This window comes from Psychrosphaera sp. B3R10 (genome assembly GCF_018861025.1).
Lineage (GTDB): Bacteria > Pseudomonadota > Gammaproteobacteria > Enterobacterales > Alteromonadaceae > Psychrosphaera > Psychrosphaera algicola.
The window spans coordinates 176,542-200,730 of sequence record NZ_JAHKQH010000009.1 but is presented as its reverse complement, the minus strand read 5'-3'; the positions used below and the strand labels follow the sequence as shown (position 1 = coordinate 200,730).

Below are 24,189 nucleotides of genomic sequence, written 5' to 3'. Positions count from 1 at the left end.
GTATTAAGATGTACTTTTTTCATGATCGTGACCTTATCAAAGTAGACGGTGAGACTCAATTAATTCAACATTTTAACTGCTTTTTTTACAGTTCTGGTTTACACGCTTTAATAGAGTAAATTAAAGGAACATTTCCCCCGTTATATTTAAATGAAAATTTTCCTTTTTCTAGCTCATCCATATTTTCTAAACAGTTATACGGGCTAAATGGATATTCGTTAAACTGCTCAATAATCAAGCCTGCATTAATGAGTGCATTTATGACCTCGGTTAACGGATGTGGCCAAGTAATTACAGTTAATTTATCACCATCATCATTTTCGGTATAAGTATTCTCTTCTTCAACATCGGGGATTGCACTTGGAAAGTAAGAATAACCAGAGATAACATCAAAAAAAGGATGAAACTCAACAATATAAAATACCCCTCCCGATTTTAGGCTGTTCGCTATTAAACTGGCCCATTTGCCTAAATCAGGTAACCAACAAAGTACACCTTATGAGGTAAATACAATATCGAATTGTGAATTGTTTCTCTGAGAAAACTCATGGAGATCTGTGCAAATGAATTGTGCGTCTAATCCAGTTTGTTCTGCCAACTTACGTGCACTTTCTATCGCTTTTGAAGAAAAATCGACACCTGTTACTTTTGCCCCTAGTCGAGCCCAAGATAATGAATCTAACCCCAAATGACACTGTAAATGCAGCAAAGACTTGCCAGCGACACTTCCAACATCGTTGAGTTCTATCTCATTAAGCGAAGTTTTACCTTGAATGAAGCCTTCACATCATAAAACTTAGATTTGAGATGAATTTCCGCTCTTCTGTTCCATGTGTCCTTATTTATTTCAATATAATCCAAATGTTTCCTCCTGCTTTTAAATCCGATATAAAAGTTACTTGTTCAGAAAAATGCATTGCCATTTACGTCTGCATGATTTAGCAAGAGCGCGTCATAGACATAACGAGCAGAGCAAGACTTATTAACTAATGGTTCGCAGCGCTAAAATAATTCTCACAAATTTTTTGCTTTAGTTTTAATTTGTTTCAATTGCATTTTAGTTATCCAGTAAATCGTAGTAAGTACGACCAAAACAACGGGCAGTAATAAGAGCTCTATTCGTTGTATAGACTCAGGTAAGTGTTTAGCTTGGCCAAGAAAGAATGCTGCTGTCGACATTAGAAGTGGGAAAAACATGCGCCATAAATGTCTAACTAATCTGCTATTTCCGCTTAATCCACCACGTATTAAAAAACGACAATCACCGAAACAGCATAAAACCATAACACTGCCGAAAACTAAATAAGCTTCAATGCCAAAGCCACCTAGCTCTTTGCTCTCTAACTGGGTGATTAAATAAGAATACCAACCAAAGCCAATCGTAATCAGAATGACAAAAGTAAACAGCAGCTTATCATATGCATTAGTTTGTTTAGGCGCTTGCCAAATCGTGTTTATTGAAGACAATACAAAGTAGCAAAGTACTAGGCCATTTAGCATCGAAAGCGGTATTTCTCTAATAATCGCTATATATGTACCAGTAAGCCCAAGCGCTAACATTGCTACGACATAAACTCGACCTAAGTACTTATGTGCCATCTGTCCTTTTTTTGCAACAATCACTGAGTACCCAGCTAGCAGAGCGATAGCACCCGCACATATATGAAACACTAAAAAAAACGATAAAAACATGGGGAGATTCCTCTAGTATTAACTGGCTTTTTCAAGCTGTTCACTAACTAAATGTGAGTCACATTTAAACCCTGCCACTAAAAGATAAATCGGCACAATAAGTTGAGTTAGAGCGATAGGCGCTTGAATCAACGTTGGAATGGATAATTCAAAAAAGGTATGGCCGACTGCAATCAACTGAAGTGTTACGGAGAAAACCGCGAAACTGGCAAGGTAAGTTGGCAGCAGTTTTTCTCTTAGAACCAAGCCATAGAAAAACAACAAGCTTAAACTTGATATAAATATTGAAAAAAAGTGCGCCTCATTTCTTCCTGTCGCCAGTAGCTTTTTCAGTGGCTCGAATGCCTCTCTAATTGAACCCGCATCTAAATAACCACCTGTTAAAAATACTACGTATTCAGACAGTTTTGCGTATTCAACTGTAGAAAGCACTATTCCTACTGCTGCCAAGGCAATAAGGGTAATAAACATGCCGCTTTGTCTACTCACTCTGTCTTTTGGCAGTAGCAAACCAAATACTAAATTAAGTGAACTAATAATAAGCGCCACAAGAGTTGCACTTCCTAGTATATAGATGAGTTCTTGAGTACCTACGGAGCCGTCATATCTTAAAATTGGTTTTAAAAAATAGAAATTTAAAATTATTCCCAAGATCATTTGCACAAGCATTAAACATGCTAATAATCTCGCGATGGATTTGTTACTGTTGTTAAGTATTGACATAAAATGCTCCTTTGTTGGTAATTAGGAGCGATCATACCCACTTCCACTAATGGCTTGGGTAACATAGTGTAACAATTGCAATGAAAGGTTTGTGTTTGACTCTCTCATGGAAGAATATGTCGTAAACAATACACAAGTAGCTACTATGACAAAGATATTAATAATTGATGATGATGAAGAGTTAACGGAAAGTTTAGCTGCTTTCTTCAACAATCATCAATGTGAGCTCATCGTAGCCAATGATCCGCTTTTAGCAATGGAGCTAATAGAAAAGGAAGCTCCATTATTACTGCTTTTGGATGTGATGATGCCCAATGTCGATGGCTTTACCTTATGTGAACAGATCCGAAAAAAATACACTTTACCTATCATTATGTTGACTGCTAGAGGTAAGTTAGAAGATAAAGTACATGGCTTCGAAATTGGTGTTGATGATTACTTACCCAAGCCTTTTGAACCATTAGAGCTGTTAGCCAGAGTACAAGCTTTACTTCGACGAACAAGGAGTAAAAAGGAAGAAACCGAAAAACAGGAGCACATTCAGTTTGCTAGCCTTGATATTTTTCCCGCACAGCAATTAGTTAAAGTGAACGGTGAAGAGGTCAGCTTGTCCGGCATGGAATTTCACTTGCTTTATACGCTGGCGAGCAATCCAGGCAAGGTTTATAACCGAGAACAAATCACCGGCGCGTTAAAAGGTGTAGAAGTTGACTTGTATGGTCGCGCTGTCGATATATTGCTCAGTCGACTAAGACAAAAACTGAATGATTCTGCCGCAGATCCCATGTTCATAAAAACCATCAGGGGCATTGGTTACACATTTATAGGGAAGCCATTGTGAAACTCCCAAACTTGAACTTATACACGCGCTTCTTTTTACTGTTTGCCATCACGACACTACTACTAATTGTTCTGGTTTTACTAGGGAGTTTTTCCATGTCTGAACAAAAGGCACAGCAAATTGTTTTAGACAGACATGAAGCGCTGCATGAGATGATGGCTAAATTAGTTGCAGGGGCAATCGATATTGAGCATTTAAAGACAGAAGCTAAAAAGAATCGTGTGGCGATACAAATTACCAGAGGTGAAAAGGTTTGGTTAACCGGAGATCCGCTACCAACACCTGAAAAGCTAATGAATAACGCAACACCTCTTGGCAAGCTGTTTTTTACAAAAGTAGGCACGAAGTATTTTGTGTTTACCACATCAAATAACACAACCATCGCGGTCACCTCGCAAATAGCTAACCTTATCGTTTACCCAAACTGGCTGGTGTTTTGGCCTTGGCTTGGTGTGCTATTAGTATTGTTTGTTAACTATCAGTTGTTGAATAAGCAATTAAGTCCAATCCAAAGCGCCATAGACAGCGCCACTCAAATTAGCCAAGGCAACCTTAAACACCGCATTCAAACTCACCCGGCCAATGACTTGGGAAAACTCACCAATGGATTAAATACTATGGCTGAAAATTTAGAAGAACTTTTTGCTTCAAAGAATGAATTATTGCTCTCAGTTAGCCATGAATTGAGATCACCTATGGCAAGAATGAAGGTGTTGCTGGCACTTTTAAACAACGACCAAACTGTGTCTAAGCTTAATAACGAAATAAACAAAATGGATTCGATTGTTGAGCAACTACTAGAAAGTGAACGGCTGCGAGATTCACACAAACTATTAAATTTAGAGCCATATTACTTTCCCAATGTGATAGCAGACATCATTAATAGTTTTGATGGCATAGACAACTTAACACTAGAAGGCTCAATTCCAGAGAGAGTTGTTGATATTGATTTAGGCCGCTTTAAGTTTTTAGTGCGTAATTTGATTGAGAATGCGCTAACCCATACCATCGACTCTAGCCCGGTACTTGTTAGCTGTAAAAAGCATGCGGATCAATTAACAATCACGGTAAGAGATTTTGGCTCAGGAATGGATGAACAGTTTTTGTCTAAGGTGTTTGAGCCCTTTTCTCAAGCAGAAAACGTAAACAACCGCAGCAATAAAGGTGTTGGTTTAGGGTTATTTTTATGCAAACGTATCGCATTAGCTCATGGCGGCGATTTATCAGTAAAAAGTGAGCTTGGTAAAGGCAGTGAGTTTACCTTTAATTTACCAATCACTGCTTAATGTACAACTCTTATCTCAGAAGAAATGATTAAATTTTTGAAAAAAATAATCGCTCTATCTAGAGGGCATATATTTACGCTAAAACTGAACTCTCAAATTTACTGGGAGTTCAGATTAAAAAAGACGTTTTAACTTATCTGTAGTAGCACAGACGCAATCTGATCCTAACTCGTCTATGTCCAAAAGTGAGTTGGTTTTTCGGCAAGGGTTACCAATCGCTGTTTAGCGATATGCTTTAATTCTCACACGATTAGTAAAAAAGGGCTCAATGAGCCCTTTTATTTTGTTTCCATCTTTATTGTAAAGTTTCAATCTTTATTGTTAAGTTTCAAACTTTATTGTCTTCCGACAATAATAAGTTGTTTTATATCAATTGCTTATTCAACCGTAACGCTTTTCGCTAAATTACGAGGTTGGTCAACGTCGGTGCCTTTGATGATTGCGACGTAGTAGCTTAATAGCTGTAATGGAATGGTGTACACAATTGGCGCGATAAGTTCGTCAACGTGTGGTACTTCCATTACTCGCATTGTATCGTCGCCTTTGAACTTAGCGTCTTTGTCGGCGAAGACATACAAAATACCGCCGCGGGCGCGAACTTCTTCAACGTTTGATTTTAGTTTTTCCAACAATTCATTATTAGGTGCAACAACGATGATTGGCATTTCTGCGTCGATTAGCGCTAAAGGACCGTGTTTTAATTCACCGGCAGCATAGGCTTCGGCGTGAATATAAGAGATTTCTTTAAGCTTTAATGCGCCTTCCATCGCGATTGGGTATTGCTCGCCACGACCTAAAAACAGACTGTGATGTTTATCAGCAAATTCTTCAGCCATTTTTTCGATGCCTTCGCTCATTAGAAGTGACTCTTCTAATTTTGCAGGTAAGCTGCTAAGTGCAGTCACAATCTGTTTCTGAACTTCGGCTGTCATCCCTTTTTGTTTACCTAAGGCTGCGGTTAACATAAGTAACGCAACTAATTGTGTGGTAAATGCTTTGGTTGATGCAACGCCAATTTCAGCACCGGCATTTGTCATAACCGCTAAGTCTGATTCTCTGACAAGTGATGAACCTGGCACGTTACAAATAGTTAAGCTGGCTTTGTAGCCAATTTCTTTTGCAAGTCTTAGTGCAGCAAGAGTATCTGCGGTTTCTCCAGATTGGGAAATCGTGACGATAAGCGAGTTTTTAGGAACATAAGATTTGCGGTAACGGAACTCAGATGCAATCTCGATATTACAACTTACATTGGCGAGTGACTCTAACCAATAGCGAGCAACCATGCCTGAGTGATATGAGGTGCCACATGCAATAATTTGAACATGGTCTATCCCTTTTAGGATTTCAGCGGCGTTGTCGCCTAAACAGTCTTCAATTACGGTATTTTCGTTAATACGGCTAGCTAAAGTATTACGTACTGCAATTGGTTGTTCATGGATTTCTTTTAACATGTAGTGACGGTAAGCGCCTTTGTCACCTGCGTCATGAGTGACCGTTGATTCGTTAATTTCACGTGTTACTGGGTTACCATCGGCATCGTAAATATTAACTGAATCACGTGTTACTTCTGCCACATCACCTTCTTCTAAGAAGATAAAACGGCGAGTTACTGGTAAAAGGGCAAGTTGGTCTGAAGCAACAAAGTTCTCGCCCATACCTAAACCAATAACTAATGGTGAACCTGAACGAGCAACAACGATGCGGTCAGGGTTTTGTGGTTCCATGATGACTGTGCCGTAAGCGCCTTCAAGTTGTTTAACTGAAACCTGAACTGCTGCCAATAGCGTATCGTGCTGTTTGCGGTTTTTTGCTACTAAGTGAGCAATTACTTCTGTGTCAGTGGCTGAGGAGAAGTCGTATCCGTCTTGTTGTAACTGTTCTCTCAGGCTTTCGTGGTTTTCAATGATACCGTTGTGAACTAAAGCAATTTCAGTTGACGAAATATGTGGGTGAGCATTGGCTTGCGTAACGCCGCCGTGAGTGGCCCAACGAGTGTGCGCGATACCAGTGGTACCATTTAGACCAGAAGCAGCTACGGCATCGGCTAGTGCCTGTACCTTGCCAACTTCGCGTTCACGTTTTATTACGCCGTCGCCATCTAATAAGGCGACACCTGCAGAATCATATCCACGATATTCTAATCGTTTTAAACCTTCTAACAGGATATTTACGATCCGACGTTCAGCTACACCACCAACTATTCCACACATGTTCTCTCTCCAATTAAACTTTTATAATTTTTACGTTATTTTTTGCGATTTGCGCTTCACTGTTTGCGTCAATGTCTGAATCAGTGATCAGGACATCTATTTCGCTCCAGGGAAGCTCTAAATTTGGTATTTTTCGTTGTAATTTGTCTGACTCTGCAAGGACGATAACTTGCTGAGATACTTTTGCCATCACGCGGCTTAAATTTGTTAATTCGTTAAACGTTGTTGTACCACGCGTAACATCAAGTCCAGAGGCGCCTAAAAACGCCTGATCAAAGTTATATGAATCTAACATAGATTCTGCGAGTTGGCCTTGAAACGAACAGGATTGTGGGTCCCATGTGCCACCAGTCATCAACAAGGTTGGTTCGTTTTCAAGTTCAAAAGTTTGATTCGCCACTTGCATTGAGTTGGTCATAACCACTAAACCTCGCACATGTTGAGCGTGCAGCAATAATGTTGATGTGGTTGAGCCACTATCTATGACAATTCGGTTGTGATCTTTTATTAAACTGGCCGCGGCTTTAGCAATGTTCTGTTTGCGACTAGAAACCTGAGGACTACTGAGCTCGGATGAGCCTTTTGGTAGTGAGATAGCACCGCCATATTTACGCAACAACAATCCACTGTTTTCAAGTGCGGTTAAGTCTTTGCGAATGGTCACTTCTGACGTACCAAAGCTAGCCGTTAATTCATCTACGCTCACTTCTAATTTGTCATTTACTAAGTCAACAATTGCTCGTCGTCTAGATTGAGTGTCGCGTTTTTGCACTTAAAAGTCCCGTTTATAGTTTGATATTTGTTCAAATTGTTTATCGGATAGTGAACCTAGTCATTTTCGAAAGCAAGTTGGGAAACAGGCTTTCGAAATTAACAATGTTCGAATCTTGTAACTTTCGAAACGAAACCATTATAGTTTCGTAATAACACACGTCAAGTTGTTCACAAAAAATATAAAGTCGATAAAGTTAAATACCTCATCTATATTAATTATTATCTTTATCAACTAGCTGAAATTAATATGAATGTACATAGCATCCGATTCAGATATACCGCAGCCTTTGGCGCAATTGCGCTATTTCTCATACTGTTGGTGGCATTTTATAACGCACTAATATCAAAAACCGAATCTGCGTTAGATTTATTTGGGAAAAAATTTAATCCAGCTATCTCGGCTGTTTTAAACGCCGACAGAGATTTATATCAAGCCCGTGTTGCCGAGCAGCAAGTTTTACTTAATTCCCCTAATAGTGAATCTGCTAAACAAGCATTTGTCGATTATCAAGATAATGCGCAACAAGCGCTTGAACGCATGAATAAGTACAAATCGCTGCTTCAGGCTTATCCTGAGATTTTAGCTAAATTAAGTGGGTTTGAACCAGCCTACAAAACGTGGTTGCAAGAAAGTGGCGAAGTTTTTGAATTGGTCAGTAAGAGTGATGTTTACAAAGCTCGGGATGTAAGCGCTAAGAGTTCGTTAGTGGCTTTTGAAGCGCTGCGGAGTTTTTATGACATTGCAGGGGAAGAAGCCGACAAAATGTCTAAGTTTGTGTCATCAGAAACAGTAGACTCAGTGGCTAATCAACAGAGTGTTTTGCTTACGATTAGTTTAATTATTGTTTGTGGAATGATGACGATTGGTTATATCGGTCCTAAGTTAATGTCGAATTCTTTGATAACGCTACGCAACCAAATTGATAGCTTAAACAGCGGCGATGGCGATTTAACTCAACGTCTTAACTCGAAACGCCATGATGAAATTGGTGATGTGGAAAACAGTTTAGATCAGTTTGTAAATGATTTAGCGAAACTTATCTCGTCCATCGTTGGTCAGTCTTCAAAAGTTATTGAGGGTGTTGGACAGATGGATGGCGGTGCGAAAAGAGTGCAGGAGATCAGCCAAGAACAATCTGAATCTGTTGAGCAAATCGCGACGTCTGTAAATGAGATGTCTTATGCAATAAAAGAAGTTGCTGAAAACGCGCATTTAACCGCAGATGAGTTACAGCAGGTAACAGTATTGACTGAAGAGGGCACTCGAATTACTGAATCAGCCGTTACTGAAATTTCTAACTTGTCAGATACGGTTGCCAATGCGGCTGAGGTTATTATTAAATTGTCTGAGAACTCAGCGGATATAGCATCGGTTCTAGATGTTATCCGTGGTATCGCTGAGCAAACAAACTTACTGGCATTAAATGCAGCAATTGAAGCCGCCCGTGCGGGTGAGCAGGGACGAGGCTTTGCCGTTGTAGCAGATGAAGTGCGTACGTTGGCGAGTAAGACTCAGCAGAGTACTGAGAACATTCAAAAAATGATCGAGAATTTACAAAATGGTGTTGAACATGCTGTGGAATCGATTAATGCCGGTAGCGCGGTAACTGAATCTACAGTAGCACTGTCTAAACAAACCTTAACGGCATTATCTAAAATTGCAGAAGCTTCGCAAAAAGTAACCGACGTTGCTGCGCAAACCGCAACCGCGACTGAAGAGCAAAGTCAGGTCGCACAAGAAATAAGTAAGTACCTAACTGAGCTCGCTGATAAAACGGCAAATACGTTTGAAATTGCGTCGCAAAATGGCGAGAGAGCAAGAAATGCGAGAGTTGAGGCGAAACAACTCAGTGATTCTGTAAGTCGATTTAAACTGAATTAACCGGGTTAATCTGACTCAGGATAAAGCTCGGTTTACCAAAGTGTTTGTTATGCAGAATAAATAGAACTAACCAAACACATAGACTCAAAGAAGTTATCTATAATAGGTAACTTCTTTGAGTTTTAGATATTACTGAATAACTGCGATAAGGCTGTTTAAACTGCCGCTTGATGTCGCTAATGCTGGGTGACCTGCATGGAATGTTAAAGCTTGATTAATTAAACTCGCCGCTCGATTTAATTCACCATCTTCTGCCAACTCAACTGCAGTTTCATTCACTTTCTTAATTAAGTCGTCAAAATATCCAGCCACTTTTTCATTATCAGGTTCAGCCGCTAATACTTTAAATAAAGCATCATTTGCATTTTTAGTGCTGTCGCCTACGCTAAAAAAGTTACCACTGCGGATATATGATCTCGCATTTGTAAGCAACGCCTTGCGGTTTCTTGATGACATGGTTGGAGAATAGGTAGCTTGTGCATAATCCAAACGTTTTTGTTTTAATGCACTTAACTCATCAAGTTTTACTAGTGTTGAACTCCAACTGGCCATTTCAGGTATCGCACTAAGTGCTTGATGCAATAAGTTTCTTGCCAACTCAATTTTACCGTCGCTAACTAATTCTTTTATTTCTTCATCAAGCTCTTTAACTAGTTTGAACATACCCGTTTTTGCTTTTGAATTATCCGGTTCGCTAGTCAATACACGTTTGTATTTAGAGTAGGCGTTCGACGACTCAGGAGCGAAAAATTGCTTTCTTTTTAGGTAGGTTTTTGCATTTGACAATAGCGCATTACGAGTTGATGTAGACAACTCTGGAATATATTCATTTGGATCATGTAACGCACTAATATGACTATCAATGTTTTGTAATCCAATCGCACGTTCATTTAAATTAAGCAATAATGCGTGATCTGGTAGCTCGCTCAGGCCTTGTTCGGTCAGTGAAATGGCTTTAAAAATTTCTCCGTCATCCAGCAAATCATCAACTTCTTCTTGAACGTCTTCAAGCAAATTAAAATACTGGGCAATCGCTTTGGTATTTTTAGGATTGTCTTTTAACAAACGTCTAATATTATTAAAGGCATTTTTATGTTCAGGAGCAAAAAATTGTTTTTGACGTAAATATACTTTGGTATTTGAAATCAAAGTTCTAACCTGACTACTCGACAGTTGATTTGTTGCTTTTAGGTCAGCAGGAGAAATTTTTGGTACTGGTGTCTTTGCAACTTGACTGGTGGTTGCAGGGGCTTGAGTAAAACTTTGTTTTAATGCCGCCCAACTGGAAGGCTCAACACCTACTTCATACTGCAGTGACAAATATTCAAGTTTTAAACGGTCAGCGTCTAACGACTGACCTTGCTGAACAAGTGCCATTACCTGTTGTTTAGTTGCGGTGTCGAGTAACAATGCAAATGAATGGGTTTTTGGATGCTCACTGTCGGTTTTAGCCATCATTTTGTAGACGCTAAACGCACTTGCACTTCTACCTGAAAGGGTATCTGAAGAAATGAACTTGATCCCCTGCTCATACAACGTATCTAAGATTAACGTATTGTTAGCACTTAACAAACTTGAAAATCCAATAAGAATTGCTGCAAAAGTAGTGATAAACCGTTTGTTCATGATAAATTCAGGGCCTTTGATTTGTCGAGTTTAAAAACACAGTACATTATACTGAATTCGAGTTATTATTCTATTAATTAGTCGAGCATTCCCCGACGACTGAATCGATGTATTAGTTACTGCAATGGTATTAAACGCTCCGGTATTACTAAAAAAGTAACACCGGATCATGAGTTTAGCCTTTTACAGGACGTGGCCAATTGTCTATGTTTCGTTGCTTTCCGCGCGCAATTGAAAGAGCATTTTTTTCAACATCTTTGGTAATCGTTGAACCTGCAGCAACAAAACCGTTTGCAGAAATGGTAACCGGTGCCACAAGTGTTGAGTTTGTGCCAATAAATGCGTTGTCTTCAATGGTCGTTTTAAATTTATTCACACCATCGTAGTTTGCCGTGATAACGCCGGCACCAATGTTTACACCTTGGCCAACTGTTGTATCACCTAAATAAGAGAAATGATTAACTTTAGACCCTTCGCCTAATGTTGATTTTTTCATTTCTACAAAATTGCCGACCTTAGCTTTATTGCCAACGACCGCACCAGGGCGCAATCTAGCGAATGGACCAATTTGAGCATTAGTTAAAACTTCGGCTGACTCAATAATGCTATTTGCGTGAACCACAGTGTTATCACCAATCACGCAGTCAATAAGCAAGCAATTTGGACCAATAACCACATTGTTACCTAAAGTAACTTTGCCTTCAAAAACAACATTGATATCAAGCTCAACATCTTGGCCAACGGTTACGTCACCACGGACGTCAACTCTGCTTGGATCGCGCATTGAAGCGCCTGCCAACATTAGCTTTTCGGTTTCACGTTTCTGATATTCACGTTCTAAAGCGGCTAGTTGTACACGGTTGTTCGCACCTTCAACTTCCATTGCACTGTCGGGATGTGCTGTTGTTACAGCATAGCCTTGCTCATTCGCCATAGCGATAATGTCGGTTAGATAGTATTCGCCCTGTGCATTGTCGTTTGAAAGGTTATTCAACCACGATTTTAACAAGTCGCCGTTAACCGCCATTATGCCCGTATTTACTTCATTGATTGAGAGTTGTTCTGGATTTGCGTCTTTTTGCTCAATAATGCCTACAACTGAACCGTTTTCACGAATAATTCGACCGTAACCAGATGGATCGTCTAGCTTAACAGTGAGAAGCGCAATGCCTTTTTCTGGTTTAACAGCGAGTAACCGTTCTAGAGTTGCGCTTTGAATAAGTGGTACGTCGCCATATAGAATTAAAATTGTATCGTTGTCAGGCATAAATTGTTCAGCAACCTTTACCGCGTGACCGGTTCCAAGTTGCTCAGCTTGCAGTGCCCAATTGGCGTTGTTTTCAGCAAGTGCCTGTTTTAACGTGTCGCCGCCATGTCCGTATACTATTGTCACTCCTGACGCATTCAATGCAGTACCTGCATCAATTACATGTTGTACCATAGGCTTGTGTGCAACTGGGTGCAAAACTTTTGGTAAGCTAGAACGCATACGTGTGCCTTTTCCGGCAGCTAAAACCACGACAGATAAACTCATTTGGGCAATACTTCCATTTTAATTATTTTAAACGCAGGTATTATACGCAATCAGATGACATTTTTTTGAATTTTTTTATTAATGTATAAAACCAACAATTTTAAGTTATTAGTCTCAGCTTGTTTACTTGGCCATCCGGTTCGGTATGACGGTAAGAGTAAACCTTTGGCTGACTTAAGTTGGTTAAAGCAGTTACAGCAAGACGGTAAGTTAGTGGTTATGTGTCCAGAGGTGATGGGCGGGCTTAACACACCAAGGGCGCCAGCTGAATACGCTGAAGGTAAAGTCATCACTGTACAGGGAATTGACGTAACAGAGGCCTTTGAAAAGGGGGCTGACCAAGCGTTAGCACTTTGCCAAGCGCACCAAGTGAGTCACGCCTTGCTGAAAGCAAATAGTCCTAGTTGTGGTAATCAACAAATATATGACGGTACGTTTAGCGCTACTTTAATTGATGGTGAAGGGGTAACGGCTAGGCGACTGCGTGAAAATGGGGTCGCGGTCTTTTCAGAATTGCAGCTTAATGAATTGCAACAGCAGCTAAATCACTCAGATTAGTTAATTCGTACTCAATCATTGAAATGTCGCGCGCAGCTTTTACTAAGGGCATTGCGCGCCACGATTTCGTATTACTTTTTGGTATTAACTGCTGCAACTGATACTGAGTTTACCTGCCCAGTCTGGGGGCAATTTACTATAAAGGTCGAAGTCAGGCTGCTCGGCAAATGGCTGTGATAACACCAACAACAGTTCCTCTAAAGGTTTGTTATCTCCACTCTCTGCAGCTTCAATGACTTGCTGTGCTAAGTAGTTTCTAACAATGTATTTTGGGTTTACCGAATACATGAGCTCGCAACGTTCATCATCTGAAATAACTTCCATAGAAACACGCTTTTTATAACGTTTTAGCCAAGCTGTTGCTGCATCACGGTCGACAAAGGTATCAATAAATACTTGTTCATTTTTGTCACTAAAACGGACATTGCTTAACATTCGCCACGTATAGGTATAGTCGCGTTTTTGTTCCTGCATGAGGGCGAGAAGTCCCCCCAACAAGGCTTGATCTTCTTTTTGCTTTTCTTTAAAACCAAGCTTTTTCCGCATTAACGAAGAATAATTATCAAGTAAAATTGTTTCGTACTGTTTTAGCAATTCGGTCAATTCTTCTTTTGACAATAAAGGCGAAAGTGAATAGCCAAGCGCGTTGAGATTCCACAACCCAATGCTCGGTTGTTCGTCAAATGCATATCGACCACTGTGATCTGAATGATTGCAAATATGTGATGGTTCATACACATCTAGAAAACCGTAGGGACCATAATCAAAAGTGATGCCCAAAATTGACATGTTGTCGGTGTTCATAACCCCGTGGCAAAATCCATAAGCTTGCCACTTCGCAATCATTTCCGCCGTTGTTCGGATCGTGAATTTAAGTAATTGATAAGCTTGCTGTTGCGCAGAGGCATTGGGCTTTAGAGCGCGTATTTCATCCGACGATTGCGGCAATACATCAGTTACAGCGTACGCCACAAGTTGTTCTAATAATTTAGTATCGTTTTGATAAAAGGCGTATTCAAAATGACCAAAACGAAGGTGACTTTCGCAAACTCGGATTAAAGCGGCACCGGGTTCGATGGTTTCACGCTGGACTTTTTCACCTGTTGTAAATAAGCCTAAAGCCCGGGAAGTTGGTATCCCCAAATGATGTAATGCTTCGGAAGCTAAATATTCGCGTATGCAGCTTCTTAATACTGCTCGGCCATCGCCAAATCGAGAATATGGGGTTTTTCCCGCGCCTTTTACGTGAATATCCCAACGCCCTGTGTCGGAAAGTAATTCACCGAGTAACAATCCGCGGCCATCGCCTAATTCGGGATTATATTGACCAAATTGATGCCCTGTGTATTTTTGCGCAATAGGTTGGGCCGCATCTACCATTTGATTTCCGCTAAACCAGTTAAGCCATTCAGATTGGCTTTCTAAGGCAGTCGCATCGATATTGAGTATCTTACTTGTTTGCGAACTGATACTTACCCACTTAGGTTTTGGGAATGCCGTTGGATTTACAAAATGCCCTAATTCAGACAACGAATTAGCATACGTATTGGAAAATCGTAAGTCGGTAATTTTTGTCGATTGCTTGCCAGATAGAATAGTCATAATCGTCGTTAATTTGATCTCAAACAAAGTGTGCGCCTTTCAATAGTTTACGCTATATTTAATTCAAATGTTTGGTGTTAAGCTGAGAAAAAGTAAAATTACAATAGGGGTTAAGATGAAAAGTTTAGTGTTTGGCCTGGTTGCCATTATGTCACTTAGTTCAACAACTGTACTTGCTGGCGATGCTGCTGCAGGTAAAACAAAATCCGCAGTTTGTGCTGCTTGTCACGGTGCTAACGGAATTAGTGCAATTCCAATGTACCCAAATTTAGCAGGTCAAAAAGAGCAGTATTTAGCGAAACAGCTAAAAGACTTTAAGGCGGGAAATCGTAAAGACCCAGTTATGGGCGCGATGGCTATGCCACTGACAGATGCCGATATTGCTAACTTATCAGCGTATTATGCGTCGCTAAAATAAAATAAAATAAAGTAAATTTAAAATGATAAAACCGACGTTTTGTCGGTTTTTTAATGCCCAGAAAATAACCTAGGTCGATTGGTATTGATTCTGAATTTTACAATTCAGATACGTGACGATTGATCACTGATAAAAACGCGTCACCATAGCGACGTAGTTTTGTTTCACCAACCCCGGATACTAACAACATATCGCGTGGCGTAGTGGGTAATTTGTCTGCCATATCCGCCAGAGTTGCATCTGAAAATACGACAAACGGTGGCACATTATGCTCTTCTGCTATGGATTTTCGAAGTCCCTTCAATCGAGCAAACAATCGTTTGTCGTAATTTACAGGTGCGGCTTTTTCAAATAGCTTTTTGGTATTTAATCTCGGTACAGCAAGTTGTAACGTCGATTCGCTGCGTAAAATAGGGCGAGCCTTTTCGGTTAAAACAAGACTACTACCACGGCTAATATCTTGTTCAATCAAACCTTGATGTATTAGTTGGCGAATAATGCTGAGCCAATAGTCGTGCGTTTGTTCTTTGCCAATTCCATAGGTGCTCAATTCGTCATGTTTATGATCTTTAATCCGGATCCCTTGGCTGCCACGTAAAATATCGATGATATGACCAATTCCAAAACGTTGACCACTGCGGTAAATACAAGACATTGCTTGTTGCGCTAATAATGTCCCATCAAACGAGGTCGGTGGGTCTAAGCAAATATCGCAATTACCACAACCTGTGGTTGTAGGTTCGTTAAAGTAGTTTAGTAATACTTGGCGACGACAGGTTTGTGCATCAGCAAGGGCGACCATAGCGTTAAACCGTTGGAGTTCAACTTTTACTCGGTCTTCATTTTGATTGTCGCTGATCATACGGCGAATTCGAGGCACATCGCCTGAGTCGAAGAACATAAGGCATTGGGCGTCAAGTCCATCACGTCCAGCGCGTCCAGTTTCTTGATAATAACTTTCTATGGTTTTTGGCAGATCGTAATGAACTACAAATCGAATATTAGGCTTATTTATACCCATGCCAAACGCCACGGTCGCGACCACAATTTGAATTTGGTCTCGCTGAAATTGCTCTTGTACTTTTATTCTGTGGGCGTTTTCGTGACCTGCATGATACGGCGCAGCATTAAAACCTTTTTGTTTGAGCTTTTCTGCGACGTCATCAACTCGGGCACGACTCGAACAATACACCACACCGCAAGCATCGGTTTGTGTTCCAACAAAACTTAATAACTGATTAAGTGGTTTGAATTTTTCTTCTATGGTGTAGCGCAAGTTAGCGCGGTCGAAACTGCCAATATGGATATAGGGGTCGTTAAGATTGAGTTGGTGGCTAATATCAAATCGCGTTGCTTTATCGGCCGTCGCCGTTAATGCCATGATTGGCACATGCGGGAATAGGTTTTTAATTTGGCCTAAGCGCAGATAATCGGCACGAAAATCATGTCCCCAATGAGACAAACAATGTGCTTCATCAATTGCAAATAGACTGACCCCAGCTTGATGTAAGTGATCTAAAAATCGCTGCTGTAGCAAACGTTCTGGCGACACATACAAAATTTTTATTTCACCGTATTGCAACTGATTTAACGTTTGAAATTGCTCTTGTCGAGTTTGCTGACTATTAATGTAACTCGCTGCGATACCAAGCTCATTAAGTTGATCAACCTGATCTTTCATTAACGACAAAAGGGGGGTAACGACTATTGTTACATTTGGCAGCAATAATGCGGGTACTTGGTAACACAAACTTTTACCGCCTCCCGTAGGCAATAGAACCAAGGTATCTTGTTGATTAATGCAGGATTCAATGACTTTATCTTGGCCCATGCGAAAAGCATCGTAACCAAATATTTTTGTCAAAATGTCGAGTGGTGTAGTCTGGTTGTCGGTCAATTTAGCGGTTCAAATTAAATATTTGGGGGCATTGTAGCATTGGAATCAAATGTTATACTCATCCGATCAGTTATTTTGGAATTATTTTTATGTTATCAAATGACGACGCTCGATCTTGGTTGGTAAATGTGTTCACCAATTTAAATTTCAACAAAAATTTAGGGCTAAAGATCACCGTTTGTGAGGCAAACAAAGCTGAAATTAGATTTGTGTGGGATGACAAATTAATGGGTAATCCAATGCAAAAAATTCTGCACGGGGGCGTAACCGCATCGGCACTCGATACGGTGGGTGGCATTTTGGCCATTTTTAGCCGGATGGAGAAAATGCACTTTGAAGATTCAGCCGCATTAATCGAATTTACTAAAAAAGTGGGAACTATCGATTTAAGAACGGATTATTTGAGACCCGGTCGTGGTGACGAGTTTATTGCAACAGCGCAACTGATCCGTTCCGGCAGCCGGGTTTGCGTGACTCGCATGGAATTACATAATCAAAAAGGTGATCAAATTGCCTTTGGTACTGGGACTTATTTGGTTGGTTAGTACAATAAATGCCTAGAACCTTAGACATTTTTAGTCCAACTCTTTAATATTACTGACTAAATAAAAAAGATATACAATATTTAAAATATAAAAATAAAGGGATAAGGGAATTTTATGTGGAAGAAAATTTTAGCAGTTGCCTTGCTAATAACGGCTTTTGGCAGTTTTGCGGAGAAAAAAATACCGCTTGAAAATTTTGTTAAATTTTCAGAATTTGGTTCTGTTAAAATCTCCCCAAAGGGCGATTATTTAGCTGCAACAACCGTTCGCGACGGTAAACAAGTTTTGGTGGTATTGCAACGCGATACTATGAAACTAATAAATGTCGTGCAATTCGACGGTGATAAAGAGCAGGTTGGCGGATATAACTGGGTCAGTAAAGACCGTCTTGTATTACAAAAAACTTATATGCGCGGCGCTTATACGCAACCGTCTTATCATGGCGAATTATTAGGTGTTAATGCCGATGGCTCAAAATCACAATACTTAATGGGACACAAAGCTGGAGGCAAGTCATTAGGAGCATCAAGCAAAGCTGATGCGCTTCGTGCGTCATCTTTAGTGTTAGACCCTTTAGTACATGATGACAATTATTTTCTTGCAGAAGTTCATCCTTGGTTGAGAAAAAGCGGCGCAGACCGACACTCAACTGTCTATCTTGTCGATGTTTATACTGGTAAACGACGTAAAGTGACACGCTCGCCAGCCTTTAACGCGCAATATATTACCGACGGTAATGGTGAGGTTCGCTTCTCGGTCTCAAGTAATGATTATATTGATCAAGAAGTTTATAAGCGGGATGTTGAGACTGGCGAATGGACTAAGTTTAACAATTCGTTTAAACACCTTAGTAAAATTACACCACGCGTTATCGTTGATGGCGAAGACAATGCGATGTTTGTTACCGCAAGTGAAGACGGTGCGCCAATCGGTTTGTACAAAATCGATTTTGAAAAAAATTCAGTTGAGTTAGTGAGTAAAGATCCAGTTGTAAATATTAGAAATGTTTATGGCAATGAAAAAGACGGCAAAATATATGCTGTTGAATATGAAAATGGTTACCCGGCTTATGAATTTGTCGATGGAAAAGCACTTTTATCAAAGCGCTTAAAAGGCTTGTTACAAGCCTTACCTGGTCATCAAGTTCAAATTGTGAGTTCTACCCCGGATGAGCTATTTCAGATTGTTATCGCTTATAACGACCGTAATCCAGGTGATTATTACATAATGCATCCGGACGAAAAAACCGGAAAACCTAAAATTCAATATTTGTTTTCAGCACGTAGCTGGATTAACCCCGATCTTATGGCAAGTACTCGTCCAGTTAAATACACAACTCGAGATGGTATTGAAATTAATGGTTATTTAACGGTTCCTAAAGGCAAGGCGGAGAAAAATTTACCATTGATTGTTATGCCTCATGGTGGACCACATGGACCGCGTGATTACTGGGGATTTGATCCAGAAGCGCAAATGTTAGCGAGTCGTGGATTAGCGGTGTTAAAAGTGAATTTCAGAGGATCTGGTGGTTACGGTCCTGCGTTTGAAAAATCTGGTCACGGCAAGTGGGGCACGGAAATTCAATATGACATAATTGACGGCACCAAATATTTAATCGACCAGGGCATCGCCGACAAAAACAACATTTGCATTATGGGCGCAAGCTTTGGTGGTTATTCGGCATTGATGAGTCCGATAATTGAGCCAGATTTGTACAAATGTGCTGTTGGTGTAGTTGGTGTTTACGACTTACCTTTGATGTTCAAAGAAGGTGATGTGCAGGAACGCCGCTCTGGTGATAAATATTTAAAAGCGGTGTTGGGGCAAAATGTTGCACTTCAAGAGTCAATGTCTCCATCGTATAATATCGATAAATTGAAAGTACCCGTACTTATTGCTCATGGTGGAATGGACCAACGAGCGCCAATTGAACAGGCTGAAAGTTTGATTGCCGCCCTAGAAAAAGAGGATCATCCGTATGAGTATTTGTTGTTTGAGAAAGAAGGTCATGGATTTTATTTAGAGAAAAACCGCCTTAAGTATTTCAAACGCGTACTTAAATTCTTAGGTAAACATATCGATTTTTAGTTGGGTTGACCGCTTATTATGAGGCGGTCAATGCGATAAATGGTTAGTTTATTGAACGTCACAACGCATTGTTGTAGAAACAAAAAAACCGATGTTGCATATCAACATCGGTTTTTTATTTTTATCAAAAGCCACAGCTTACTTAAGCTTTTAATTGTTATTGATTTTCCTATTTATAATAGGGCTAGAATTGACTCCGCGTCACTCACTGCAAATTCTTTTGGTTCTTCAACATTGAGCTGAGTCACAATTCCATCTTCAACGATCATCGCGTATCGGCGTGAGCGAATACCACCAAAAATGCCTGTTTCAGCTTCTAAGCCAATTGCTTTTGTGAAATCAGCACCGCCATCCGCTAACATTAGTAAGTGTTCGGCATTATGTGCTTTACCCCAAGAGGACATGACAAAAGCATCGTTTACGGATAAACAAATAACTTTGTCGACGCCTTTTGCTTTTATTTTATCAAAATTGACAACATAACCCGGCAAGTGACTTTCAGAGCAGGTTGGCGTAAATGCACCAGGAACTGCAAACAAAACGACTTTTTGGCCAGCAAACAAATCTTCTGTGGTAACGGTTTTTACTTCGTTTGTGTCAAAAAACTGGAATTGTACACTTGGTAATTTGTCATTCACTTCAATCATAAAAGGTTCCATTGTTAGACCATCGCGGCCTTAATATATAAATCGAATCGGTTCTTTTTTGTTTTTATTTGACTATTTGGCGTCTGTTCGTTCAAAAACGGCGCATAGTCAGGCCTTTTTACTACAACACGTTTTTGCGCTAATTGATAGGCTAACGGTAATAATTGATCGGCATCGGCATCATCTCCAACAAAAGATTGGAACAATGCCATATCTTTTTTAACGGCGGCAGATTTTTCTCTATGCGGAAACATTGGGTCGAGATAAACCACGTCGTATTGTTGGTTTGATGAAATTGAGTCTTGCAGCGCATCGTGTGACGTTTTATTGATTAACTGCATTCTTTGTTCGAACCAATCAATAGAGCCGTCTGAGATGGCGCGTCGAAAACCATCCACTAACATCATATAAACAGGCGGCTGTCTTTCAACTAAAGTGACATTGCAGCCAAGACTGGCCAACACAAATGCATCTTTCCCCATTCCAGCCGTTGCATCTAAAACGGTAGGCGTTGCGCCTTTATTTAGCCCAGCCGCTTTGGCGATAGCTTGGTTTTTACCACCTCCGAATTTATGACGATGAGCGGTGGCGCCCCCCGTAAAGTCCACATTGATTAGGGTTTTTCCGTCTTTAGTTAAACAAAATTTATTGTCTTCAAACAAGCCATAAACCGAACCGTTTTGCGGGGCCTTGTTAACCATTTGCCAGCCAAACGTTTCTGCAAGTTCGATGAGTTGCAGTGGCGCTGAGCGCCAATTATAAAATGGTAAAGAAGATTGTTGAGTTTGCTCAGTCAATGGTGTTAGTTCCCGCTTCAATGCCAACAAAATTGTCGCCCACAGAAAAAGACAATATTCGACTCAGTTGCTTGTACGTTAGACCGGTAGACTCGTGCCAGGCGTTAAAACATTGTTGAATTACGGTTTGGCTTTTTTTGCTTGAGATCCCGCCATCAACTAATTTATAAGCTCGAAAATAGGCTTCATTGTCTCTACTAATTAGAAATCCATCTTTGCCCATAAACCTTAATGCATAAGGGCCTGTGTTTCCACCAAGTCGAGCGCCGTGTTTTTTCAAAAATTGCCACAAACCAATAATGTCGTCGCAGGGCCAATTTGCAATAAATTTACCAAATGAGCCGTGTTCAGCGCTTACTTCATAAATCATTTGGGCGTTGGCCTTAATGGTCATAACCTTGTTACCATTACGGATTATGCGTTCGTCTTTGCATTTTTGTTCCCACATTTCGTCGGACATCATCAGCATTTTTTCAATATCAAAATTAAAAAAGACTTCTTCAAAGCCGGACCATTTTTGCTCTACAACTCGCCATACAAAACCACTTTGAAAAACTTGTTTAGTAAATGCGGCTAACCATCTGTCGTCAGAAAGACTGGCTATTTCGTCGGCGTCAAATATATCGCCGGCCATATCCATTACTATCTCTTTAGAGCCTTTTCGTTCAATAGCACGGGCTAATATCCGGTCAAAGGGCTCAAGTTTTTTTAAAAATTCTGACATTAAAATCGTCCAAATAAAGTCAAATCATGCTTATGCGGCAATGCCACAGTGTCGTAATAATGCATCAATTTCAGGTTCGCGACCTCTAAATGCTTTAAATAATTCCATAGGTTCCGCACTGCCGCCTTTTTCCAGAATATTGGTTAAAAAGCTATTGCCGGTATCGGAATTAAAGATCCCGTCTTCTTCAAATTTAGAAAATGCATCTGCTGATAAAACTTCTGCCCACTTGTAAGAATAATATCCAGCTGCATAACCGCCTGCAAATATATGCCCAAAGCCATGTTGAAAGCGGTTATAAGCAGGTGGTTGAACGACGGCAACTTGCTGTCTGACATCGTCCAAAATAGCCTGAATTTGTGAACCTTTAGCTGGGTCGTATTCAGCGTGTATTCGGAAATCGAATAAGCTGAACTCTAATTGTCTCGCCATTTGCATCGCTGATTGAAAGTTCTTAGCCGCAAGCATTTTGTCTAACATGTCTTTTGGCAATGGTTCACCTGTTTCGAAGTGGCCTGAAATAAATGCCAGTGCGTCTTCTTCCCAGCACCAGTTTTCTAAAAACTGACTTGGTAATTCAACCGCATCCCAGGCTACGCCATTAATACCAGACACAGAGGCTTCGTCAACCTGAGTTAACATGTGATGAATACCGTGGCCAAATTCGTGGAATAAAGTAACGACTTCATCGTGGGTAAACAACGCGGCGTTGTCACCGATAGGTTGATTAAAGTTACAAGTTAAATACGCTACAGGGTTTTGGAGCTGATCTTCAGACCATAATACTCGTCCGCGACAATCGTCCATCCAAGCACCACCGCGCTTTTTTTCTCTTGCGTATAAATCTAGATAGAAACTGCCACGGTATTTCTGGTTTTTATCAACGATATCAAAATATTTAACGTCTTTATGCCATTTATCAATGCCGGTTTTAACTTCAGTTACTGTAACCCCAAATAGGCGATTTACAACGGTAAACAACCCATCGAGTACTTTACTTTCTGGGAAGTACGGGCGTAACGCTTCGTCTGAAATTGCGTATTTAGCTTGCTTTAATTTTTCACTATAAAACGCATAATCCCAAGGATTCAGTTCGCTCACACCAAACTCACTTTGAGCAAATTGGCGTAATTCTTCAACTTCTTGCTGTGCTTGCGGCAGTGATTTTTCAGCAAGTTGGCTTAAAAATCCTAATACTTGTTGCGTATTTTCTGCCATTTTTGTTGCCAACGAACTCTCTGCAAATGACTCAAAGCCGAGTAGTTGCGCCAACTCATGGCGAAGTGCCATCAACTCATCAATAATTTCAGAGTTGTCGTATTGTCCTGCATATGGCCCTTGGTCAGAAGCTCGAGTTGAAAATGCGATAGACATTTCTTTTCGAAGCTCTGCGTTTTCAGAATAGGTCATAACCGGCAGATAACTTGGGAAGTCGAGGGTAAACAGCCAACCGTCTATTTCTTTTACTTCAGCCATTTGTTTTGCCGCGGCAATTGCAGAGTCAGGTAGTCCTGCTAATTCGACTTCGTCGGTAATGACTTTTTGAAATGCTTGAGTAGCATCCAATACATTATTGCTAAAAGTTGAGCTCAACTCTGACATTTTTGCTTGGATTTCACCGTAGCGTTTTTGTTTGTCTTCCGGCAAGTCGATACCCGATAATTTAAAGTCTCGCAGGGCATTGGTAATAACTTTTTTCTGGGGGGTACTTAATGTGGCAAATTCGTCTGATTGAGAATAGGCGTAATAGGCGTCAAACAACCCCTTGTGTTGACCTACCCAAGTTGAGTATTCACTTATAATAGGTAAACAAGATTCATAGGCTTCGCGCCATTCGTCCGAGCTTAATACCGAGTTTATATGAGAAATTGGTGACCAAGCGCGACCAAATTGGTCGCTTACTTTGTCAATATCGACCACTAGTGTTTGCCAAGTTTGAGTCGGAAGTTGAACAACCTGTTCGATGGACTTTTTGCAGCTATCTAGCAATGACTCTACCGCAGGCTTAATATGTTGAGGCTGGATTTGAGAAAACGGTGGCAGATCAAAATTGGATAAAAGTGGGTTTGATGAGTCAGACATATTGGCTACCTAAATTAGTCGCGGATTAAACGCGTGGCTATTCTTGTGATATTAATTAAGTTAGATAGTACCTTGAAAGTAACTTTACAAGGTCTAGTTTTTGTAAATTCTGTACTAGCTGAGTGTTGTTTGTTCACATATTGCTAATTTTTAGCGTATTTTTTTCGAGAATATATAACTAACACGAAGGCGATTGCCCGAATCGTTAAATTCGATTTGGTTTTCTGGCGAGTAGGCCATATCCTTATGATAATTAGACTCAA

The 24,189-nt window shown here is 40.3% G+C and carries 19 protein-coding genes and 1 pseudogene; 7 read left to right on the top strand and 13 right to left on the bottom strand.

What is annotated here, in order from left to right:
* Positions 1 to 85: 85 nt before the first annotated feature.
* From KO525_RS04565 to KO525_RS04555, 3 genes and pseudogenes are all read right to left on the bottom strand, one after another.
* Positions 86 to 861, bottom strand: a pseudogene (locus tag KO525_RS04565) (class I SAM-dependent methyltransferase).
* Between the two features lie 153 nt (positions 862 to 1,014).
* A complete protein-coding gene (locus KO525_RS04560) occupies positions 1,015 to 1,692 on the bottom strand; it encodes a DUF2306 domain-containing protein (RefSeq protein WP_215962598.1) in 678 nt (225 codons plus the stop codon).
* A gap of 18 nt (positions 1,693 to 1,710) precedes the next feature.
* Positions 1,711 to 2,415 carry a hypothetical protein gene (locus tag KO525_RS04555; protein ID WP_215962597.1) on the bottom strand — a complete coding sequence of 235 codons (705 nt, stop codon included), beginning with the start codon at positions 2,413 to 2,415 and terminating at the stop codon, positions 1,711 to 1,713.
* 145 nt (positions 2,416 to 2,560) lie between these two features.
* Here KO525_RS04555 and KO525_RS04550 point away from each other — a divergent pair, with 145 nt between their 5' ends.
* Together KO525_RS04550 and KO525_RS04545 are read left to right on the top strand one after the other, a co-directional pair.
* Positions 2,561 to 3,256, top strand: a complete 696-nt coding sequence (locus KO525_RS04550; RefSeq protein WP_215962596.1) for a response regulator transcription factor — start codon at positions 2,561 to 2,563, stop codon at positions 3,254 to 3,256.
* A 95-nt stretch (positions 3,257 to 3,351) separates the two neighbouring features.
* The gene (locus KO525_RS04545) at positions 3,352 to 4,542 is read left to right on the top strand and encodes a HAMP domain-containing sensor histidine kinase (protein WP_215962595.1); all 1,191 of its coding nucleotides are present in this window, start codon (positions 3,352 to 3,354) and stop codon (positions 4,540 to 4,542) included.
* A gap of 377 nt (positions 4,543 to 4,919) precedes the next feature.
* On the opposite strand, the gene glmS is transcribed toward KO525_RS04545, so the two are convergent.
* Positions 4,920 to 6,752, bottom strand: coding sequence for a glutamine--fructose-6-phosphate transaminase (isomerizing) (glmS, locus tag KO525_RS04540; protein ID WP_215962594.1), 1,833 nt, complete (start codon positions 6,750 to 6,752; stop codon positions 4,920 to 4,922).
* Positions 6,753 to 6,765: 13 nt separating this feature from the next.
* A complete protein-coding gene (locus tag KO525_RS04535) occupies positions 6,766 to 7,524 on the bottom strand; it encodes a DeoR/GlpR family DNA-binding transcription regulator (protein WP_215962593.1) in 759 nt (252 codons plus the stop codon).
* 249 nt (positions 7,525 to 7,773) lie between these two features.
* Between KO525_RS04535 and KO525_RS04530 the strand changes: the two genes are divergently transcribed.
* Positions 7,774 to 9,408 carry a methyl-accepting chemotaxis protein gene (locus tag KO525_RS04530; protein WP_215962592.1) on the top strand — a complete coding sequence of 545 codons (1,635 nt, stop codon included), beginning with the start codon at positions 7,774 to 7,776 and terminating at the stop codon, positions 9,406 to 9,408.
* A gap of 129 nt (positions 9,409 to 9,537) precedes the next feature.
* On the opposite strand, the gene KO525_RS04525 is transcribed toward KO525_RS04530, so the two are convergent.
* Together KO525_RS04525 and glmU are read right to left on the bottom strand one after the other, a co-directional pair.
* Positions 9,538 to 11,034: a hypothetical protein gene (locus tag KO525_RS04525; RefSeq protein WP_215962591.1), complete on the bottom strand. Its 1,497-nt coding sequence runs from the start codon at positions 11,032 to 11,034 to the stop codon at positions 9,538 to 9,540.
* Between the two features lie 175 nt (positions 11,035 to 11,209).
* Positions 11,210 to 12,568 carry a bifunctional UDP-N-acetylglucosamine diphosphorylase/glucosamine-1-phosphate N-acetyltransferase GlmU gene (gene glmU, locus KO525_RS04520; protein ID WP_215962590.1) on the bottom strand — a complete coding sequence of 453 codons (1,359 nt, stop codon included), beginning with the start codon at positions 12,566 to 12,568 and terminating at the stop codon, positions 11,210 to 11,212.
* An 81-nt stretch (positions 12,569 to 12,649) separates the two neighbouring features.
* Between glmU and KO525_RS04515 the strand changes: the two genes are divergently transcribed.
* Positions 12,650 to 13,126, top strand: coding sequence for a DUF523 domain-containing protein (locus tag KO525_RS04515; protein ID WP_215962589.1), 477 nt, complete (start codon positions 12,650 to 12,652; stop codon positions 13,124 to 13,126).
* A gap of 84 nt (positions 13,127 to 13,210) precedes the next feature.
* On the opposite strand, the gene KO525_RS04510 is transcribed toward KO525_RS04515, so the two are convergent.
* A complete protein-coding gene (locus KO525_RS04510) occupies positions 13,211 to 14,755 on the bottom strand; it encodes a YdiU family protein (RefSeq protein ID WP_252736793.1) in 1,545 nt (514 codons plus the stop codon).
* An 88-nt stretch (positions 14,756 to 14,843) separates the two neighbouring features.
* On the opposite strand from KO525_RS04510, the gene KO525_RS04505 reads away from it, so the two are divergent.
* Entirely contained in the window at positions 14,844 to 15,146 is a 303-nt protein-coding gene (locus KO525_RS04505) for a cytochrome c (RefSeq protein ID WP_215962588.1), read from the top strand.
* 97 nt (positions 15,147 to 15,243) lie between these two features.
* Here KO525_RS04505 and recQ read toward each other — a convergent pair whose 3' ends face one another.
* Entirely contained in the window at positions 15,244 to 17,043 is a 1,800-nt protein-coding gene (gene recQ / locus KO525_RS04500) for a DNA helicase RecQ (RefSeq protein ID WP_256448291.1), read from the bottom strand.
* Positions 17,044 to 17,132: 89 nt separating this feature from the next.
* Here recQ and KO525_RS04495 point away from each other — a divergent pair, with 89 nt between their 5' ends.
* Entirely contained in the window at positions 17,133 to 17,588 is a 456-nt protein-coding gene (locus KO525_RS04495; protein ID WP_215962587.1) for a thioesterase family protein, read from the top strand.
* A 114-nt stretch (positions 17,589 to 17,702) separates the two neighbouring features.
* Positions 17,703 to 19,676: a S9 family peptidase gene (locus KO525_RS04490; RefSeq protein ID WP_215962586.1), complete on the top strand. Its 1,974-nt coding sequence runs from the start codon at positions 17,703 to 17,705 to the stop codon at positions 19,674 to 19,676.
* Positions 19,677 to 19,849: 173 nt separating this feature from the next.
* Here the strand turns inward: KO525_RS04490 and KO525_RS04485 are convergent, their stop codons facing one another.
* From KO525_RS04485 to prlC, 4 genes are read right to left on the bottom strand one after another with little or no spacing between them, the layout of a single operon-like run.
* Complete coding sequence (locus tag KO525_RS04485; protein ID WP_215962585.1) at positions 19,850 to 20,323, bottom strand: peroxiredoxin; 474 nt, start codon at positions 20,321 to 20,323, stop codon at positions 19,850 to 19,852.
* Between the two features lie 14 nt (positions 20,324 to 20,337).
* The gene (locus KO525_RS04480) at positions 20,338 to 21,063 is read right to left on the bottom strand and encodes a class I SAM-dependent methyltransferase (RefSeq protein ID WP_371744373.1); all 726 of its coding nucleotides are present in this window, start codon (positions 21,061 to 21,063) and stop codon (positions 20,338 to 20,340) included.
* A 49-nt stretch (positions 21,064 to 21,112) separates the two neighbouring features.
* Positions 21,113 to 21,844: a DNA-3-methyladenine glycosylase I gene (locus KO525_RS04475; RefSeq protein ID WP_215962584.1), complete on the bottom strand. Its 732-nt coding sequence runs from the start codon at positions 21,842 to 21,844 to the stop codon at positions 21,113 to 21,115.
* A 30-nt stretch (positions 21,845 to 21,874) separates the two neighbouring features.
* The gene (gene prlC, locus KO525_RS04470) at positions 21,875 to 23,926 is read right to left on the bottom strand and encodes an oligopeptidase A (protein ID WP_215962583.1); all 2,052 of its coding nucleotides are present in this window, start codon (positions 23,924 to 23,926) and stop codon (positions 21,875 to 21,877) included.
* Positions 23,927 to 24,189 lie beyond the last annotated feature (263 nt).

What these genes read in the sequence shown, in the direction of transcription:
- KO525_RS04560 (WP_215962598.1), bottom strand. Translation starts at nt 1,692, where the DNA reads ATGTTTTTATCGTTTTTTTTAGTGTTTCATATATGTGCGGGTGCTATC.
- KO525_RS04555 (WP_215962597.1), bottom strand. Translation starts at nt 2,415, where the DNA reads ATGTCAATACTTAACAACAGTAACAAATCCATCGCGAGATTATTAGCA.
- KO525_RS04550 (WP_215962596.1), top strand. Translation starts at nt 2,561, where the DNA reads ATGACAAAGATATTAATAATTGATGATGATGAAGAGTTAACGGAAAGT.
- KO525_RS04545 (WP_215962595.1), top strand. Translation starts at nt 3,352, where the DNA reads ATGTCTGAACAAAAGGCACAGCAAATTGTTTTAGACAGACATGAAGCG.
- glmS (WP_215962594.1), bottom strand. Translation starts at nt 6,752, where the DNA reads ATGTGTGGAATAGTTGGTGGTGTAGCTGAACGTCGGATCGTAAATATC.
- KO525_RS04530 (WP_215962592.1), top strand. Translation starts at nt 7,774, where the DNA reads ATGAATGTACATAGCATCCGATTCAGATATACCGCAGCCTTTGGCGCA.
- KO525_RS04525 (WP_215962591.1), bottom strand. Translation starts at nt 11,034, where the DNA reads ATGAACAAACGGTTTATCACTACTTTTGCAGCAATTCTTATTGGATTT.
- glmU (WP_215962590.1), bottom strand. Translation starts at nt 12,568, where the DNA reads ATGAGTTTATCTGTCGTGGTTTTAGCTGCCGGAAAAGGCACACGTATG.
- KO525_RS04515 (WP_215962589.1), top strand. Translation starts at nt 12,650, where the DNA reads ATGTATAAAACCAACAATTTTAAGTTATTAGTCTCAGCTTGTTTACTT.
- KO525_RS04505 (WP_215962588.1), top strand. Translation starts at nt 14,844, where the DNA reads ATGAAAAGTTTAGTGTTTGGCCTGGTTGCCATTATGTCACTTAGTTCA.
- KO525_RS04495 (WP_215962587.1), top strand. Translation starts at nt 17,133, where the DNA reads ATGTTATCAAATGACGACGCTCGATCTTGGTTGGTAAATGTGTTCACC.
- KO525_RS04490 (WP_215962586.1), top strand. Translation starts at nt 17,703, where the DNA reads ATGTGGAAGAAAATTTTAGCAGTTGCCTTGCTAATAACGGCTTTTGGC.
- KO525_RS04485 (WP_215962585.1), bottom strand. Translation starts at nt 20,323, where the DNA reads ATGATTGAAGTGAATGACAAATTACCAAGTGTACAATTCCAGTTTTTT.
- KO525_RS04475 (WP_215962584.1), bottom strand. Translation starts at nt 21,844, where the DNA reads ATGTCAGAATTTTTAAAAAAACTTGAGCCCTTTGACCGGATATTAGCC.
- prlC (WP_215962583.1), bottom strand. Translation starts at nt 23,926, where the DNA reads ATGTCTGACTCATCAAACCCACTTTTATCCAATTTTGATCTGCCACCG.